Origin of the sequence: Sphingobacterium griseoflavum (assembly GCF_014653155.1) — a bacterium.
GTDB lineage: Bacteria > Bacteroidota > Bacteroidia > Sphingobacteriales > Sphingobacteriaceae > Sphingobacterium > Sphingobacterium griseoflavum.
The window spans coordinates 170,404-186,641 of sequence record NZ_BNAF01000005.1; the positions used below are offsets into that span (position 1 = coordinate 170,404).

Here is a 16,238-nt window from a genome sequence, read left to right on the forward strand (position 1 = left end):
TGATTAGTTAGTTAAGCAGGATACCAGCAACGTGGTACAAATTTTTAGGTATTTTTTGGTAAGCGTTTTGCTCCTATTCCCGGTCTATCGGGTAAATGGCACCGGCCGTCCCTTACCTGCATGCCGTCAAAGATGTCGTTGGCTATCAGTAGTGCACCGTCCAAATCAGCCCAATCCACTAAAGGAGCCAGCTGCGCTGCTGCCGATATTGCACAGGACGTCTCGGTCATACAGCCCAGCATGACTTTCATATCCAGTGCGCGAGCTAGCTCGGCCATTTTCTTGGCTTCGCGCATGCCTGTACATTTCATTAACTTAATGTTTATGCCTGTGTAAACACCCAGTAAACCACGGACATCGCTGTAGCGTTGGCAACCTTCGTCGGCTATTGTTGGGATTGGTGATCGTTCGGTGAGCCAAGCCATATCGTCGATTTGCTCTTTGGGCATCGGTTGCTCCAAAAACAATACATTCCTTTCGCTAAGCCAATGGCTCATTTCCAATGCTTCTTCTTTATTTTTCCAGCCTTGATTTACATCTGCACAAAGCGGCACATCACTTACGGATCGAATGGTTTCGATGATCATTTTGTCCGTTTCGAGCCCGAGTTTCACTTTCAGGACTTTATACTGCTCGGCTTCCGCCACTTTTTGCCGAATGACTTCCGCCGTGTCTATACCAATGGTGAAGGAGGTGGGCGGGATCAAGGAGGGGTTTAGCCCCCAAATCTTGTAGAATGGCTGGGCGAGCAACTTTCCGATAAGATCATGCAATGCAATGTCCACAGCAGCTTTGGCTGCCGTATTTTTCGGCATCAACTGGTCTATGTAGTGCAAAATTTCTTCGGTCTCCCAAGGGGTGGAAAAACCGGAGAGATCTATCTGGTTTAAAAAATGCAGAACGCTTTCCTGTGATTCTCCTAAATAGGGAGGCATACTCGCCTCACCGTAGCCGGTCACGCCGTCATAAATTAACTCGGTAATAACTACAGGGGTTGTCGTGCGGCTAAACGAAGCTACGGTAAAAACATGTTTCATTTCTAGCGTGTAAGGAATGAAACGCAGGGTGAATTTACCCATTCTTTTACTTTGCCAAACTGCTTTGTCCATATGCGATCTATTTAACATTATTGTAATACCTGCTCATATCGATCTTTTGAATTCCGGTATCTGTTGTTTGTAGGTATCGTCGCGCGGCCACGACCGTTCGTGCTTGAAAATCGTCGTAATCAGCAGCCTGCTTAAGCATACTATTTATGCGTACGGTACCGGCAGCATGGATAAATTGGCCGTTCCCTAAATAAAGGGCGACATGGGTGACACGGGCATGGCTACTCCTGTTTTTACCACCAGCAAAAAAAAGCAAATCAGCCGGTTTTAGATTTTTGAGTGCCTTTTCTGCATCGAAGTTGCCTACACTATCAAGTATGTCCACCGGCTGTCCATGTAGTACCTGTTGCGATGCGTCTCGAGGAATGACCAGCCCGTTCATGAAGTACGACGTCTTGGTAAATCCGCTACAGTCAACACCTTTCACCGATGTTCCACCCCAAAGGTAAGGGAGGCCCAGCATCGACTTTGCACTATTTAGCACGTTTTCGGCTGACGGAGACCGGCTTTTTAGCCATTCGTCAAATCGAACGGCTTCATCTTTAGGCACGAAAGCTTGGCGGCCGTCAGGGTAGGCAACATGGTAAAATTGCTTGTCTTCTCCTAATAAGGCTAATATGTTCCCATAAACCAAGTCGGATACGCGCAGGCTTTTTCGATCGGGGGCAGATAATGATTTTCCAAATTCATTCGTGTAGATAATCCGATGGCCGTCAATCCAGTTACGAAGTTCATTTTCTGTTTTTGGACTTACCGATGAGGTCGGCACCCAAGCGATATAACCTTCCGGCGTGCGGACTCGGAAATCCCCCCCTTGCTTTTGCAAAATATCCACGGCGGTACCTAATAGTACTTGCGTAGCCATTTCTGCCGCATGCGAGGGCTGGGTACGTAAGTTGGCGACCGAAAGGTTGATAAGCCCCCTTTGCTTGCCCTCAACCGTACTATCTGGTAGCGGTACAATGGTTATGTGATTCGCATCCATGTCCAGCTGCCGTTGCAGCGGTAATCGAAGTGTGGAATCACTGATTAGTATGCGGTAAGAGGGCCTGATGGAATCAATTTTACGCAACTCTAAGATAGAGGTTCGCTTGTCAAGTCCTATGCTAGAAGCGAATTCAGAAAGTTTTTCAGCTATTTGTTTATGCCTGTCACCACTGGTTTGCGCCCGTATTGCCGTGAACGTTGATAGCAGGAAGAAAGAGATGCATAAGAAGCTGATATTTGCCGTATTTTTCATAGTCATTAAGCGAATATACCATTTAGGAAGGAAAGTACCCATTCTATGATGCGTTTTTTTATTTGTTTTTATCTTATTGTTGTATTAATCTGCAAGTATACCTATCAGTAATCGTTTTATTTACACAAGGTGCGTTAGATCTTGCTTTTGAATAACCAAGATTTATCGATTTAGTCCGCAAGGTATCTCGCATGGTTTATTTTTTTGTATAATTGCAGGCATTAAGCAATATATTTCATCGGATGAATTCAAGACGTCAATTTATAAAGAAAACCTTAGTTGGAGCGGCGGCGGCGACAGCTGTCAGTCAAGCTATTGCAGTGCCAGGTTCGCGAAAAGGAGTAAAGCCCATTGTTATATCTACTTGGGATTTTGGTGTTGCGGCGAATAAGGCTGCATGGGAAGTGCTAAAAGATAATGGACGTTCTTTGGATGCGGTGGAACAAGGAGTGAAGGTTGCCGAAGCTGACCTGTCGAACCCTACAGTAGGAAAGGGAGGCTACCCCGATCGAGATGGACATGTGACATTGGATGCCTGTATTATGGATGAGCTTGGTAACTGCGGATCAGTAGCTGCCTTGGAACACATCGCGCATCCTATTTCAGTCGCGCGATTAGTCATGGAGAAGACACCGCATGTCATGCTAGTGGGAGAGGGTGCTCTGCAGTTTGCCATGGAAAACGGCTTTGAACGGGAAAACCTGTTGATCCCGTCGTCCGAAAAAGCTTGGCAGGAATGGCTGAAGGAAAAGAAGTATAAGCCGATCATGAACATAGAAAACAAGTCGTTCAATACCGAGCGTCTTCCGGGAAACCAGTATAACCATGATACCATTGGTATGTTGGCTTTGGATGCAGCGGGCAATCTGTCGGGCGCTTGTACCACCAGCGGGATGGCCTTTAAGATGCGCGGTCGGGTAGGTGATAGTCCGATTATCGGCGCAGGATTGTATATTGATAACGAAGTTGGCGGGGCTACTTCTACGGGCGTTGGTGAGGAAGTTATCCGTACAGTGGGTAGTTTCTTGGTCGTGGAATTGATGCGACAGGGTTATTCGCCGGAGGCGGCTTGTAAGGAGGCGGTAGCTAGGATCGTCAAGAAGAAACCGGATACCGCTAGAGAAATACAGGTAGGTTTTTTGGCGTTGAACAAAAAAGGTGAATATGGGTCCTACGCACTGCAATCGGGTTTTACGTATGCGGTATGTGATGCGCAGAAGCAGGACTTAGTGATTAAGGGGAAGCATATTTTTTAGCGTTGCGTATAGCGTAGCGCGTATTGGGTAGTGCGAATGATGTCATGCGAATCATGCAGGGTGTAATTTTTCTTGACATTGTCATGTTTTAGTTTTTTCACTTTTTAATTTTTCCTTTTTAATTTTAGATATGAAAGCAACATTTGGAGGCGGATGTTTTTGGTGCACGGAAGTGATTTTCCAAAATACAGATGGCGTGAATACGGTTTTGCCCGGCTATATGGGGGGCAAGAATGATCATCCTACCTATAAAGAGGTATGCAACGGCGATACAGATCATGTAGAGGTTGTGCAGTTGGATTTTGACGAGGAGAAGGTGAGCTTTGAGGAGCTCTTGAAAATATTCTTCAAGACGCACAATCCTACGACGCTTAATAGGCAAGGCAACGACGTGGGTACGCAGTACCGCTCGGTGGTATTTTACCACGACGATGCACAAAAGGAAGCGGCAGTGAAGTTTATCCAAGGTTTGGAAGAATCAGGTGCTTTTGAAGATCCTGTCGTGACTGCCGTAGAACCCGCCGTTACCTTTTGGGAGGCCGAGGATTATCACCACGATTACTTTAATCAAAATCCAGGTAACCCTTTTTGCGCTGCGGTGATTGCGCCGAAGCTGCAGAAATTTTTGAAAGAATATAAGAGCTAAGCAAAAAAACACCTCCAAAAGAGGTGTTTTTTTTATCCTATTTCAATCAATTAGTTTCTGTTAAAACAAGGAAGTCTGTCCATCGTCGTCCGACTTAGAATCTTCTCCTTTATCCAAATTGATACCATCGGGGTTTGTGATTTCCAAGCCTACATGGCCATTTCCTGCAGGAACAACCGTGTCGGTCGTTTCGCTATTTTTTGTGTTATCGACTAGGCCTGCTGCCGACTCTTCGCCAGCATGGGTTCCTCCTTCGCTTGTCGCTTTAGCTGCTTCTTCCTGCTCAGCCTTGATCGATAGATCAATTTCTTCGGTCAGCAGTTTTACCGTTTTTACCGTGTGGAAAGATAGTCTGTTGCCTTGTGCCTTCATCCCCTTCACATCAATGATTTCGTTCAGCGGTTGTTCAAGGCTTTCAGGCGTTTGGCTTTTTCCTTTGAGCAAGTTCACTTGGACAATAGGCGAGGAACCGTTTGTTACCACAATTAGTTTGGAACCCGGGCTATCATTGATAAAGGAGAGTCTTTTGCGCACTGGTTGGTCGTCGAATTTAAAACGCTTAACAAAGAAAGTTCCTGTTTTTCCATCCTGATGGATGGCGGTGTAAACGTGTTCGGGGATATATTTCTCCATGCGCAGCAGATTTGTGTCGAAATGGTTGCTGAGATCGAAGCTGGAGAATTCGTATGAACCATCCGGATATACCAACAGTATTTTATCATCCCCATCAAACTCGCCAAGGAAACGCCCGCGCTCGTCAGCATTTAAGCGACGTAGTACATCATCAAACCATATCTTGCGGCCCGCCAAGGTGGATACACCTGCATGTTTGAAGGTGATCTTTTTTACCGGATACTTGGACACGATATTTCCTTGTGAACCACGCCCTTTTATGGCGATCTCCGCAAAGTCTTGGTCGAACGTTAGCTTACGTAGTTTGGAGTGGGGCTTTAGTTGAATGTTAATGACTTCTGCCTCTCCATTAGGGTTAGCGGTGAAGTAAAGCAATTTAGATCCTTTGGTGCCTTTGGTGATATCGTATTCTTTATCGCGCGTTACACCTGTCACGGCGAAGCGCTTGATATAGCTTGTACCTGTGGCGCCATCGCTATATACCGCATTATAGGTGGTGCGTTCATCGCCTTTTTTAAACACCGCAATATGGATAATGTTTTTGCCAACAAACACCTTATCCTGTATTTTTGTAACGGAATATTTGCCGTCTCCACGGAATACAATGATATCGTCGATATCCGAACATTCTGATACGAACTCATCTTTCCGCATGCCCGTACCGATGAACCCCTCTTCACGATTAACGTATAGTTTGGCGTTGGCCAAGGCTACTTGTGTCGCTTCTACCTTATCGAAAACACGAATTTCCGTTTTTCGTTCGCGCCCCTTACTATATTTGCTGCGCAAATGCTCAAACCAGTCAATACTGTAGGCTGTTAAATTCTTTAAGTTTTTACGTACGACTTTGATGTCTTCTTCCAAAGCTCTCATCTGCTCATCAGCTTTGCTCACGTCAAAGCGTGTGATGCTACTCATCGGCTTGTCAATCAGTCGCTTGTAATCATCTGGCTGAATCTCCCTATAAAATTGGGTAAAGAACGGTTCAAATAGGCGGTTTAACACCATAACGACTGTTTGAAAATCGCCTGCATTTTCGTAATCAGCATGTTTGTACATGCCTTCTTGAATAAATATTTTCAATAAAGAGCTAAAGAAAATCTTTTCCTGTAGCTCGTGGAGTTTTATTTCCAATTCCTGTTTAAGCAGGTCCCTCGTTTGCTGCGTATTGGCGATCAAGATGTCGTTCACACTCATGAAGTGCGGTTTGTTATCAATGATTACGCAAGTGTTGGGAGATATGGAAGTTTCACAGGCCGTGAAGGCATATAGGGCGTCGATGGTGACATCAGGCGAGATACCCGGAGCCAAATGGACAATAATCTCGACATTTTCCGCCGTATTATCCTCGATCTTTTTGATCTTGATCTTTCCTTTGTCGTTTGCCGTGACCACGCTCTCGATCAATCCCCCTGTGGTTGTTCCAAAAGGGATCTGCGTGATGGCCAAGGTTTTTTTATCGCGTTCCTCGATGGTTGCGCGTACACGTATTTTGCCGCCACGACGTCCTTCATTATAGTTGGATACGTCTGCTTGTCCGCCCGTAGGGAAGTCGGGAAATAGATTCGGCCGTTCGCCTTTCAATACTTGTATGGAGCCGTCGATAAGCTCGATAAAGTTGTGCGGCATAATTTTGGTGGCTAGGCCGACGGCAATACCTTCGGCACCTTGCGCCAAGAGCAACGGAAACTTGACGGGCAAGGTCACCGGCTCTTTGTTTCGTCCGTCATAGCTAAGTTGCCATTCGGTAGTGTCTGGATTGAACACCACTTCGTTGGCGAATTTCGATAGCCGACCCTCAATATAACGCGGCGCTGCCGCGGAGTCGCCCGTTATCGGGTCGCCCCAATTTCCTTGACAATCGATAAGCAAATCTTTCTGCCCAATTTGTACCATTGCATCACCTATCGAGGCATCCCCATGTGGGTGATACTTCATCGTATTCCCGATGACGTTAGCCGCCTTATTGTATCGGCCATCGTCCATCTCTTTTAAGGAATGGAGGATACGGCGCTGAACAGGTTTAAATCCATCGTTGATATGGGGCACGGCGCGATCCAAGATGACATATGATGCATAGTCTAGGAACCAATTTTCATATAGACCGGATAATGGTATGGTCGTACTATTTAATTCTTGGTCTTGACCTGCTGTATTTGGGTCGCTGTTTTCTTCTGAAAAGTTTGTTTCTTCGCTCATTTACGACAAAGTGGCTTTATTTCGGTACAGTTTCTTTGCTTTTTAAAGCAGGTAAAAATAACAAAATTCGTCCATTATACCGATTAATATTTTTGAGGGCGATAAAAAAAAGGCCGCTTTCCATCCAGAAAGCGGCCACAAACTAACCCACCCCCTTTACGTTGTTAATCTAATAACGTAAATTGAGTTTCCTTGGCATCGTTGGAATTGGTGCCGATAAATAGTTTAAAATCTCCGGGTTCCGCGACAAATTGTAAATCGTTATTATAGAACTTCAGGTCTTCGGACGTAATCTCAAATTGGATGTCGCGGGATTCGCCTTTCTTCAGGAATACTTTTTGGAAACCTTTTAATTCTTTGACGGGGCGGGTTATAGATGCGTATACATCCCGAAGATAGAGCTGCACGACTTCTTCGCCGTCGTAGTTTCCAGTGTTGCTGAGCCGCACGGTAGCCAAGATTTTTTCACTGGGCCGCAGACTGGTTTTGCTTAGCCGGATATCGCCGTAGTGGAAATGGGTATAGCTTAAACCGTAGCCGAAAGGGTAAAGCGGTTGGTTGTCCACATCTAGGTAGTTGGAACGGAATTTTTGAAACCAAGCATCCTCCGCCAAGGGGCGTCCTGTCGTTTTTGCAGCATAGTATAGCGGAATCTGCCCGACGTTTTTCGGAAACGTGGCCGGCAGCTTTCCTGATGGATTCACATCGCCAAACAATACGTCGGCCACGGCTTTACCCGTTTCTGTTCCACCAAACCAAACATTTAATATGGCTGGTACGTGTTCATGCTCCCAAGTTAAGGTCATTGGGCGCCCCGCAAAGAGTACAAGCACAACCGGTTTTCCTGTTTTTAATAAAGCCTCCAGTAGTCGTCGTTGCGTGGCAGGGATATCCAAGTCTGTACGGCTTGAGCTTTCTCCACTCATTTCGGAGGATTCGCCCAAAGCGGCGACAATGACATCGGCGGATGAAGCAACTTGCACAGCCTCGGCAATGATATCTGCCTCGGGGCGCTCGTCACGTGGAATGCTGCGACCGAACATCGTAGCTCGTTCTTGGTAAGCAGCATCGGAGATGAGGTTCGAACCGAGGTGATGGATAATCTTGACTTTGTTTCCAAGGGCTGCTTGCATGCCTTCCAACAGGCTGGGCGTATTTTCGAGGTCAGCGCTGACACTCCAGGTGCCGGGCATATTGGATCCGGTATTCGCCAAAGGGCCGATAAGAGCTACTGTTCCACTTTTCTTTAAGGGGAGTGTGTGTTGCTCATTTTTAAGGAGTACAAACGACTTGGCTGCAACTTCTCGCGCTTTCGCAAGGTGAGTAGCCGTCAGGATATTGTCCTTTGCACGTTTATCGTTGCAATAGCGGAAAGGATCGTCGAAGAGACCTAGTTTGTACTTAGCGATCAATACCAAGCGACAGGCTTCATCGATTTCTGCAAGCGAAATTTTGCCTTCATCTAGTGATTTTTTTAAGGTCGTCAAAAATCCTTCGCCCACCATGTCCATATGGATGCCGGCTTTAAGCGCAAGTGCGGATACGGTCTGTAGATCGCCTAATCCGTGATCCACAAGCTCATTGATACCGGTGTAGTCGGTTACAACCATGCCTTTAAATCCCCATTGCTGACGCAGTACATCGGTCATGAGCCATTTATTGGCCGTTGCGGGCACGCCATTGATATCGTTGAATGAGGCCATAACGGTTCCTGCTCCCGCGTCGATTGCTGCTTTGTATGGCGGCAGGTATTCGTTGTACATGCGGTGTAGGCTCATGTCTGTTGTGTTATAGTCTCTGCCCGATTCGGCCGCGCCATATAAGGCGAAATGCTTAACGCAGGCCATCAGGGTGTTGTTGGCTTTCAGGTCTGTGCCTTGATAGCCTTTTACCATTTCGGCAGCAATGCGCGAACTGAGGTATGTATCCTCGCCACTTCCTTCGGATATACGTCCCCAACGCGGATCGCGCGAGATATCTACCATGGGCGAGAAGGTCCAGTTGAGGCCGTCGGCCGTAGCCTCAATGGCAGCGATACGTGCCGACTCGCGGATAAGGGTCATATCCCAGGTAGCGGCCAGACCTAAAGGAATAGGGAAAAGCGTTTTATAACCATGGATGACGTCCATACCAAAGATAATAGGTATACCCAATCGCGATTGTTTGACAGCGAGCTCCTGCGCAGCCCTGATCTTAGCGGGACTAGACATGCTGAAAATACCGCCGATTTGGCCGGACTTGATTTTGCTTTCTACTCCAGTAGAGACAACCGATCCGGTAACGGCTTCGCCGCCGGTGACCAAGTTTAACTGACCGATTTTTTCGTCTACTGTCATCTTGCCCATCAGTTCGGAAACGAACTTGTCCATCTTGGGATTATTCTGCGCCTGCACCCGCACGCTACAACCGGTGGCGATAGCGAGCATCCATATTGCTATTTTTCTCATATATGTCGTTTGTTGTTTAGGTGATTTTGTGTCTGTTTTCGCTACTCTACTTTGACGATCGGGTAGCGTGTCGATATGCCGTTTTCATTGATGGCTTCGATCGTGAAATAGTAAGGTTTTTGACTATCCATAGCTTTGTAATAGTATTCATTGGCATCGTGAACCATGATACAGTTGTATAGTTTATCCGGTTCCAAGCCCGTGTAAATATTGTAAGCGTAGGCATTGTCCAGGGGGCTCCATTTAATCCAAGCACTGCGTTTGTCTTTTTCGGTGCGCATAACGACAAACTGCTTCACAGGATCGGCAGTAGCACGATGGCGATCCCATTCCGAAAAATTGGGAATAGGGGTGTAGCCGTAATCGATATTGATCGGATTGCAATAGGTTGTTTGGCGTGTTTGCCCCTGCACGGTGCACAGGAGCAATATCGCCATACCGAAACAAGCAAGTAGTTGTTTCATTGTTTAGTTGTTTAGTTCAGGACTTTGGAATCCCAATTTCTTTAAGCCGGCCTGCACATCGGCTGCCTGCATAAACAGTTTCCAGATGAAGCCATCTTTGTAATTTTGTATCATAACGACAATAGGACCTTGGTCGATGGCTAAATACCGCTGTGGATACCAGTTTTTTGTTTCGCTGTAGGCATCGTAGAAACCATATTTTCCCCATACGTTGTCGCCCAGGCTATCACTTAAATAGTGCATAAAGCTTATGCTTTCTTTGGGCGTGTAGGGCATAGAAGATAAAGCTGCGGTAGGGGAAATTACGCCTGTAGGGTCATTGTCCGGGTGATGTGCGTTGTAGCCATTGGTTGAATAGCTTGCTGTCCAGCCCCAGCCTTTGTCGGCGCCATAGCCTTTGAAGTTATTCGGATTTTCGTTAGCGTAAGCGATGTTGATTTTCGTATGGTTGGTAACGACATCCTCGTAGTTGGCATATTGGTCTTTCAACCCAATAGGGTTGAGACCCAAAAAGGAGTAGTGCGCCCAAAATAGTGGTCCCACTTCGCCTTCTTTAGCGTTGTGTTTGACGAGCGTCGGTATATCGTACTTTTTTATGTCGGTTTTTATTGCGCCATCGCGCGCCCAGCCTTTATGGTAGGTGGATGCCGGGATAGGATGGGTAGGGGAAGATGCGGCCATGATGTAGGCGATCATACACTCGTCAAAGCCTTGGATGGCATGGTTCATGCCCCAACCGTGTTTCGGGCTCCAGTGCCAGTAGAGGAGGTCTTTGCCGTTACGGTAAAAATTCCAGTTAATGCCTTTCCATAGTTCGTCGGCTTGGGCAGCTACCTTTTGCTCCTCTGTAGAACCATTTTTGTAAAACTCGCGAATACAGATTAAAGCTTCCGCCATAAAAGCTGTCTCCACGATGTCGCCACCATCATCGTTGGCACTGAAGGCTTTTGCCTTGCCGGTGTCGCCAAAGTACCAGTGCGACCAGGCGCCCTGAAATCGATCGATCTTGCCCAAAAAGTTTAACGACTTCTGCAGGTGGGATAGCCCTTCTTCTTTACTGATAAACTCATTATGTATACCCACTAAAATTGCCATCAATCCAAACCCGCTGCCACCGATCGTTACTACATTTTGATCGTTCTCCGGATATTCCCCATCGATATGTATGCGTTCGCGTGCCAATCCGGAATTGGGCTCGGCGCCTTCCCAAAAATATTGGAAGGTTTGCTTTTGTACGGCGGTGAGCAGGCTGTCATCGGTACGGAAATCATGTCCGTTCCTATCATTTTCGCTATCCAAAGAAGCATTACATGCAATTAAAAAATAGAGAGTAGCCGTAATATAGAGTAAGAATTTCTGCATAACTAAAGAAAAAGGGGTAGGGGTCTACGAAGCGGCCCCCCAACCTAAATAAGATAATTTATACTAATGACAATCAATAACGAACTTTCTGCACTTGACCTATATGTAAATCTCCCCTTTAAATTATTAATAATTTGGGTTTTGTATGAGCACGCCGCCTGATCTGTCGATCTCAGGTTGTGGAATAGGGAAATAGCGATTGCGTGTTTGATAATTGGTATGTCCCGCATCATGTAACGTCTCCACATCTATACCCCAACGTACCAAATCGAAGAATCGCTCATTTTCCATTCCCAATTCAACCTGTCTTTCATGGCGTATCGCTGTCCTTAACGCGCCTTGATTGGTTGTTGTTATTGGAGGTAGTATAGATGAGTTGTTTCCTCGAGCTCTTGATCTAATCATCTCTAAGTAGTTCAGGGCAAGCTGGACATTAGCATCGCCTCCTACCTCGTTCGCAGCCTCGGCAGCAAGTAGCACAACATCAGCGTAACGAATGACCCTAAAATTAAACCAATTACCGGATCTACTACCGTATTGCCGTCTGAGAGCAGGGTTTGTATACACCTTCTTATTCCAGTACGGCCGGGGTAAGTTCGCGGGAAGCGTTTCTCCATAAGGTGCATTGGTGCTGCCGCTGTACAATAGTGTGGCATCCTTCCTTGGATCACCATTTTCAAAAGCATTGACAAGCCTTTCATTCGGAACATTCCATCCCCAACCTAAATCGAGCTCTCCGGATCCCCTCACACCTTGTCTGTTCGCATACGTAATGCCGAAATCTTGAACACCGTCGAACAATGCCTGAATTTCAAATACGGATTCTCTACTGTTTTCATTTTCTTCTCGAAAGATCATATTGTAAGGTACACTTAGATCATAGACACCCGAATTAATAATTTGAGTGGCCGAATTTAAGGCCTCTGCGTAACGTTGTCTAGCCATAAACGTTTTTGTCTGGACAGCCAGCGCGCTGCCTCTTGTCGCGCGACCTGGAAAATTATCCCATCTTTCCGGTAGAATAGCAACTGCCTCTCTTAGATCTGCATCAATCAGCTCATAAATTTGCGCAATGGTTGACTTTGGTACGTTCGCTGACGCCTGATCTATGATACGAAAGTTGATAAGAGGCACTTCACCGAACGTTCGTACAAGATTGAAGTATGCCCATGCACGTAAGAATTTCGCTTCCCCAACATTGAGTGCAGTTATCTCAGTAGCTGTACCGATAGAATCAGCCGCGGCCATAACATTGTTGGTCAGGTTTATCAGTGCATAATGCCCCGTCCAGTAGCTATTTGTTAGCCAGTGGGAGAGTGGGTAGTTGAAATCATCATAAATAGGACTGGCAGCAGCAAAGTCTCCTGGACTACTGCCAACGATGGCGTCATCCGACCTGATATTGTGTACAGCAATGTATGGAAGTCCGCTTGTTGCCTCGCTTCGTAAGCCTGCGTAGGCAGCGAATACCTGACCTTCAAGCGACCCTGATGGGAGGTCGTCTTCTGTAAATCGTCCCTTAGGTTTAATATCTAGCCAATCGGTTCCACAACTTGCAAATATCGTTACGATTATGGCGGCTAACGTCTTTAAATATATGTTATTTATTTTTTTCATTTCACTGGTAGCTTAAATTAAAAATTGATGTTTACGCCGAAGGTATATATCGCGGGTACTGGATAGGTACCATTGTCAACACCAAACGATGTCGCACTACCTCCTATTTCGGGAGTAAAGCCCGTATTGTTAGACCAGGTAATAGCATTTTGTGCATTCAAGAATAATCGCAGATTCGTAAGTTTCAGGTTGTTTATGCTTGATTGTGGAAACGTATATGCTAATGTTACGTCGCGAAGACGGAAAAAGCTTCCACTTTCGATAAAGTAAGTAGAGTATTGCCTATTGTTTGCTCGTCCCTCATGTACAATTGGCTCCCAATCACTGGTTCCGGGGCCATTCCATCGCTGTAGTCTATCTGTTAAGAAGTTATACGTTGCAAATTGGTTTTGGTTCCATGTGCGCATAATTTCGTTTCCATGCACGCCTTGAAACTCTACATTCAGGTCAAACCTCTTATAGGCCGTACCCAGTGATAAACCGTAAAAGAAGTCCGGCGTAGGGTTTCCGATCATTGTTCTGTCACTGGTGTTGATAACTCCGTCGCCATTTATATCTTTAAACCTTATGTCTCCCGGTCTAAATTCGCCTCCTCCTAAGCCATTTGTAGCGGCTTGCGCAATCTCAGCTGGTGTTTGAAAGATACCGTCATGCACGTATCCCCAAAAGTAACCTATAGGCTCGCCCGCTATCGTTCTTGAAGGTCCATCGATGATGTCATAACCGCTTGTAGAAAGGGAAATAACCTTGTTGTTGACGGTTGTTATATTACCGCCTATGCGAAAACTTACATCATCTGAAATTTTTTGATTCCAGTTTACTGAGGCTTCTAGCCCATTGTTTTCTATATTTCCAAGGTTGCTTAGGCCAGGCAGACTACCTGCAATACCGGGTACCGTAACTAAGACACCATCCGTATTTTTTCTATAGTAAACCGCTTCAATATTTAGTCTGTTGTTGAAAGTTGTCGCTTCGAATCCCGCTTCCCAACTTTTTACCACTTCCCAACGTAAATTTTGGTCTGGTATGTATGCCGGACCGTACGCCGGGATCAATAAGTTCCCGAAAACCGCAGAACTACTGGGTACTAATTGAGGATACATAGGATATCTGTTTCCTCCTACATTTTGATTTCCCAAGGTACCCCACGACCCTTTAATCTTTAAGTTGTTGAAAATATTTTGGTCTGCCATGAAACCTTCGTTTGTAACAACCCAAGCCGCACCAAGTGCGTAAAAATTTTGCCAAGCAGAGGTTCCCCGTGCAAAAGCAGAGCTACCATCTCTTCTGAAAGAGGCATTCAAAAGGTACTTAGAATCGTAGTTGTAAATTGCTCGCGCTAGATAGGATAGCGTTCTATATTCCGAGGCGGTGCCATTTCCAGTTTGCGTACTGACGTCACCAATCCCAGTGTACCAGTAATCGGGATCATTGGGGATTTCAAGACCTGATCCCTGCGTTCTGCGGCTAGTGACGTTTTCTACTCCTTGCATGTAGGTGGTGTAGCCAAGCGTAGCTTGCAGGTTGTTTTTTCCAAAGCTATTTTTATAATTCAACAACCAATCTGTTTGATATTTGTAATGCTTATTTTGTTCTTGGTTGACTGATGTCAACAAATTGTCAATACGTTCTCTTTTGTCATCCCCAGCAATGTCTGGATTGTACACAGATACCAAACCATTATAGGCTCTAATCTGATTAAACCCATAATCAGCGGACAGATTCACACGGAAGGAAAGGCTTTTTAGAATGTCGAATTCACCGTAAAGATTTGTAACCACCCTATAATTATTGGCGATATAGGTGTTTTTCCGTTCTTCAATAGGTACCAGCGGGTTATTTACTTGCCCGCGTTGAAAGTCTGGCATACTATGATAAAGTCCATAGTCTTCGTTGAAGACAGGTGCTATTGGAGCAGCTAGAATTGCCCCAAATACGTTTCTTTCCTGCGGAAGCTGGGATCTGTACCCGTTTACGACAATTCCTGTACGGAAACGATCGGTGATCTTCAACTCATTACTTAAATTTAAGGTCAATTGGTTTTGTCGTTCATGGTTAATGATTCCTTCGTCGTACGCATAGCCTATTCCCATTCTAAAGCTATTTCTTTCTGTAGCACCGGTGACGCTTAAGTTGTTGTAATTAATGATACCATTTCGAAAGATTTCATCTTGCCAATCCGTATTTGCATTCCAAAATGTATAATCATAAGGGGAGTCACCTTGATTGACTAGTTGCTCATCATACAACTCTCTGAATTGTGAGGCATCAGTCAATTTCATCCTGTGTCCGACGTCTTTTATGCCAATCCTGGAACTAAATTCGAAATTCAATTGACCATTTTTGGCACGTTTTGTTGTTACGGCAATGACGCCGTTCGCTCCGCGGACCCCAAAGATTGCTAACGATGATGGATCTTTCAGTACTTCCATACTTTCAATATCATTGGGATTAAGGAAGTTGATATTATCATTTAACAAACCATCAACTACATAAAGAGGCTTGTATCCATTGATGGAATTTGTTCCTCTGATACGTATATCAGGCTCCTGCCCGGGGCGGCCTGAATTAGTAACCTGCAAACCTGCAACTTTTCCTTGCAAATTAGCAACCGGGTTTGTGCCAGGTCGATCTACAATTTCCGATCCTTTTATTTGTACGATAGAACCGGTTAGGTCACGCTTTTGAGCCGTACCATAACCAATCACCACCACTTCTTCCAAGGCCTGATCGTTACTAATCAGGAAAACATCCAAATTGGTTTGGTTTCCCACGTGCGCAGACTGTGCGGCATAGCCGATAAATCGGAAGGTAAGGGAATCAGAAGCGCTGGCTTCGATCGTAAAACGTCCCGCAGCATCCGTTTGGGTGTTTTGCCCACTGCTGGCAGATACCGTCACACCCGGGAGTACGAACAGCGAGCCGCTGTCCTTTACCGTTCCCGTAACGGTTTTAACCTGTGCATATCCCATGGATAGGATAGCGGTTAAACATAAGAAAAGTGTAAATAACTTCCTCATAGAGCTAGTTTCTTTTAGTTTGTTTGTTTTTAACAATAACTGGTTATCGTAACACAGTGTTTATAATCTGAACAAAGATGTGATGTATTCGTTTAGGGAAGAAATTATTTACCTTCACATTGCTACTTCATAACGTTTTCAACGCTACAAACCTACGCTTGCTTGTTTTTCAAATATTTGATATTCAATTTTTTAATATCAGTGAGTGATTGCTCAAATTCTTTTTCAAAGTGTATTTTTTACAC

The 16,238-nt window shown here is 45.4% G+C and carries 10 protein-coding genes; 2 read left to right on the plus strand and 8 right to left on the minus strand.

The window, feature by feature from the left end; genetic code table 11:
• Positions 1–44: 44 nt before the first annotated feature.
• Positions 45–1,109 (minus strand): dipeptide epimerase, encoded by a 1,065-nt coding sequence (locus IE165_RS08090; RefSeq protein ID WP_229826447.1) that lies wholly within the window; start codon positions 1,107–1,109, stop codon positions 45–47.
• A gap of 7 nt (positions 1,110–1,116) precedes the next feature.
• Positions 1,117–2,349, minus strand: a complete 1,233-nt coding sequence (locus IE165_RS08095) for a C40 family peptidase (RefSeq protein WP_229826448.1) — start codon at positions 2,347–2,349, stop codon at positions 1,117–1,119.
• 242 nt (positions 2,350–2,591) lie between these two features.
• Between IE165_RS08095 and IE165_RS08100 the strand changes: the two genes are divergently transcribed.
• Complete coding sequence (locus IE165_RS08100) at positions 2,592–3,605, plus strand: glycosylasparaginase (RefSeq protein WP_189626103.1); 1,014 nt, start codon at positions 2,592–2,594, stop codon at positions 3,603–3,605.
• Positions 3,606–3,735: 130 nt separating this feature from the next.
• Positions 3,736–4,251, plus strand: a complete 516-nt coding sequence (msrA, locus tag IE165_RS08105) for a peptide-methionine (S)-S-oxide reductase MsrA (RefSeq protein WP_189626104.1) — start codon at positions 3,736–3,738, stop codon at positions 4,249–4,251.
• 60 nt (positions 4,252–4,311) lie between these two features.
• On the opposite strand, the gene IE165_RS08110 is transcribed toward msrA, so the two are convergent.
• From IE165_RS08110 to IE165_RS08135, 6 genes are all read right to left on the minus strand, one after another.
• Positions 4,312–7,083: a DNA gyrase/topoisomerase IV subunit A gene (locus IE165_RS08110; protein ID WP_189626105.1), complete on the minus strand. Its 2,772-nt coding sequence runs from the start codon at positions 7,081–7,083 to the stop codon at positions 4,312–4,314.
• Positions 7,084–7,247: 164 nt separating this feature from the next.
• A complete protein-coding gene (gene bglX, locus IE165_RS08115) occupies positions 7,248–9,530 on the minus strand; it encodes a beta-glucosidase BglX (RefSeq protein WP_189626106.1) in 2,283 nt (760 codons plus the stop codon).
• A gap of 41 nt (positions 9,531–9,571) precedes the next feature.
• Entirely contained in the window at positions 9,572–9,994 is a 423-nt protein-coding gene (locus IE165_RS18515; protein ID WP_229826449.1) for a hypothetical protein, read from the minus strand.
• A gap of 3 nt (positions 9,995–9,997) precedes the next feature.
• Complete coding sequence (locus IE165_RS08125) at positions 9,998–11,356, minus strand: glucoamylase family protein (protein ID WP_189626107.1); 1,359 nt, start codon at positions 11,354–11,356, stop codon at positions 9,998–10,000.
• A 126-nt stretch (positions 11,357–11,482) separates the two neighbouring features.
• Positions 11,483–12,973 (minus strand): RagB/SusD family nutrient uptake outer membrane protein, encoded by a 1,491-nt coding sequence (locus tag IE165_RS08130; RefSeq protein WP_189626108.1) that lies wholly within the window; start codon positions 12,971–12,973, stop codon positions 11,483–11,485.
• A gap of 17 nt (positions 12,974–12,990) precedes the next feature.
• Positions 12,991–15,993 carry a SusC/RagA family TonB-linked outer membrane protein gene (locus IE165_RS08135; RefSeq protein WP_189626109.1) on the minus strand — a complete coding sequence of 1,001 codons (3,003 nt, stop codon included), beginning with the start codon at positions 15,991–15,993 and terminating at the stop codon, positions 12,991–12,993.
• Between the last annotated feature and the right edge of the window lie 245 nt (positions 15,994–16,238).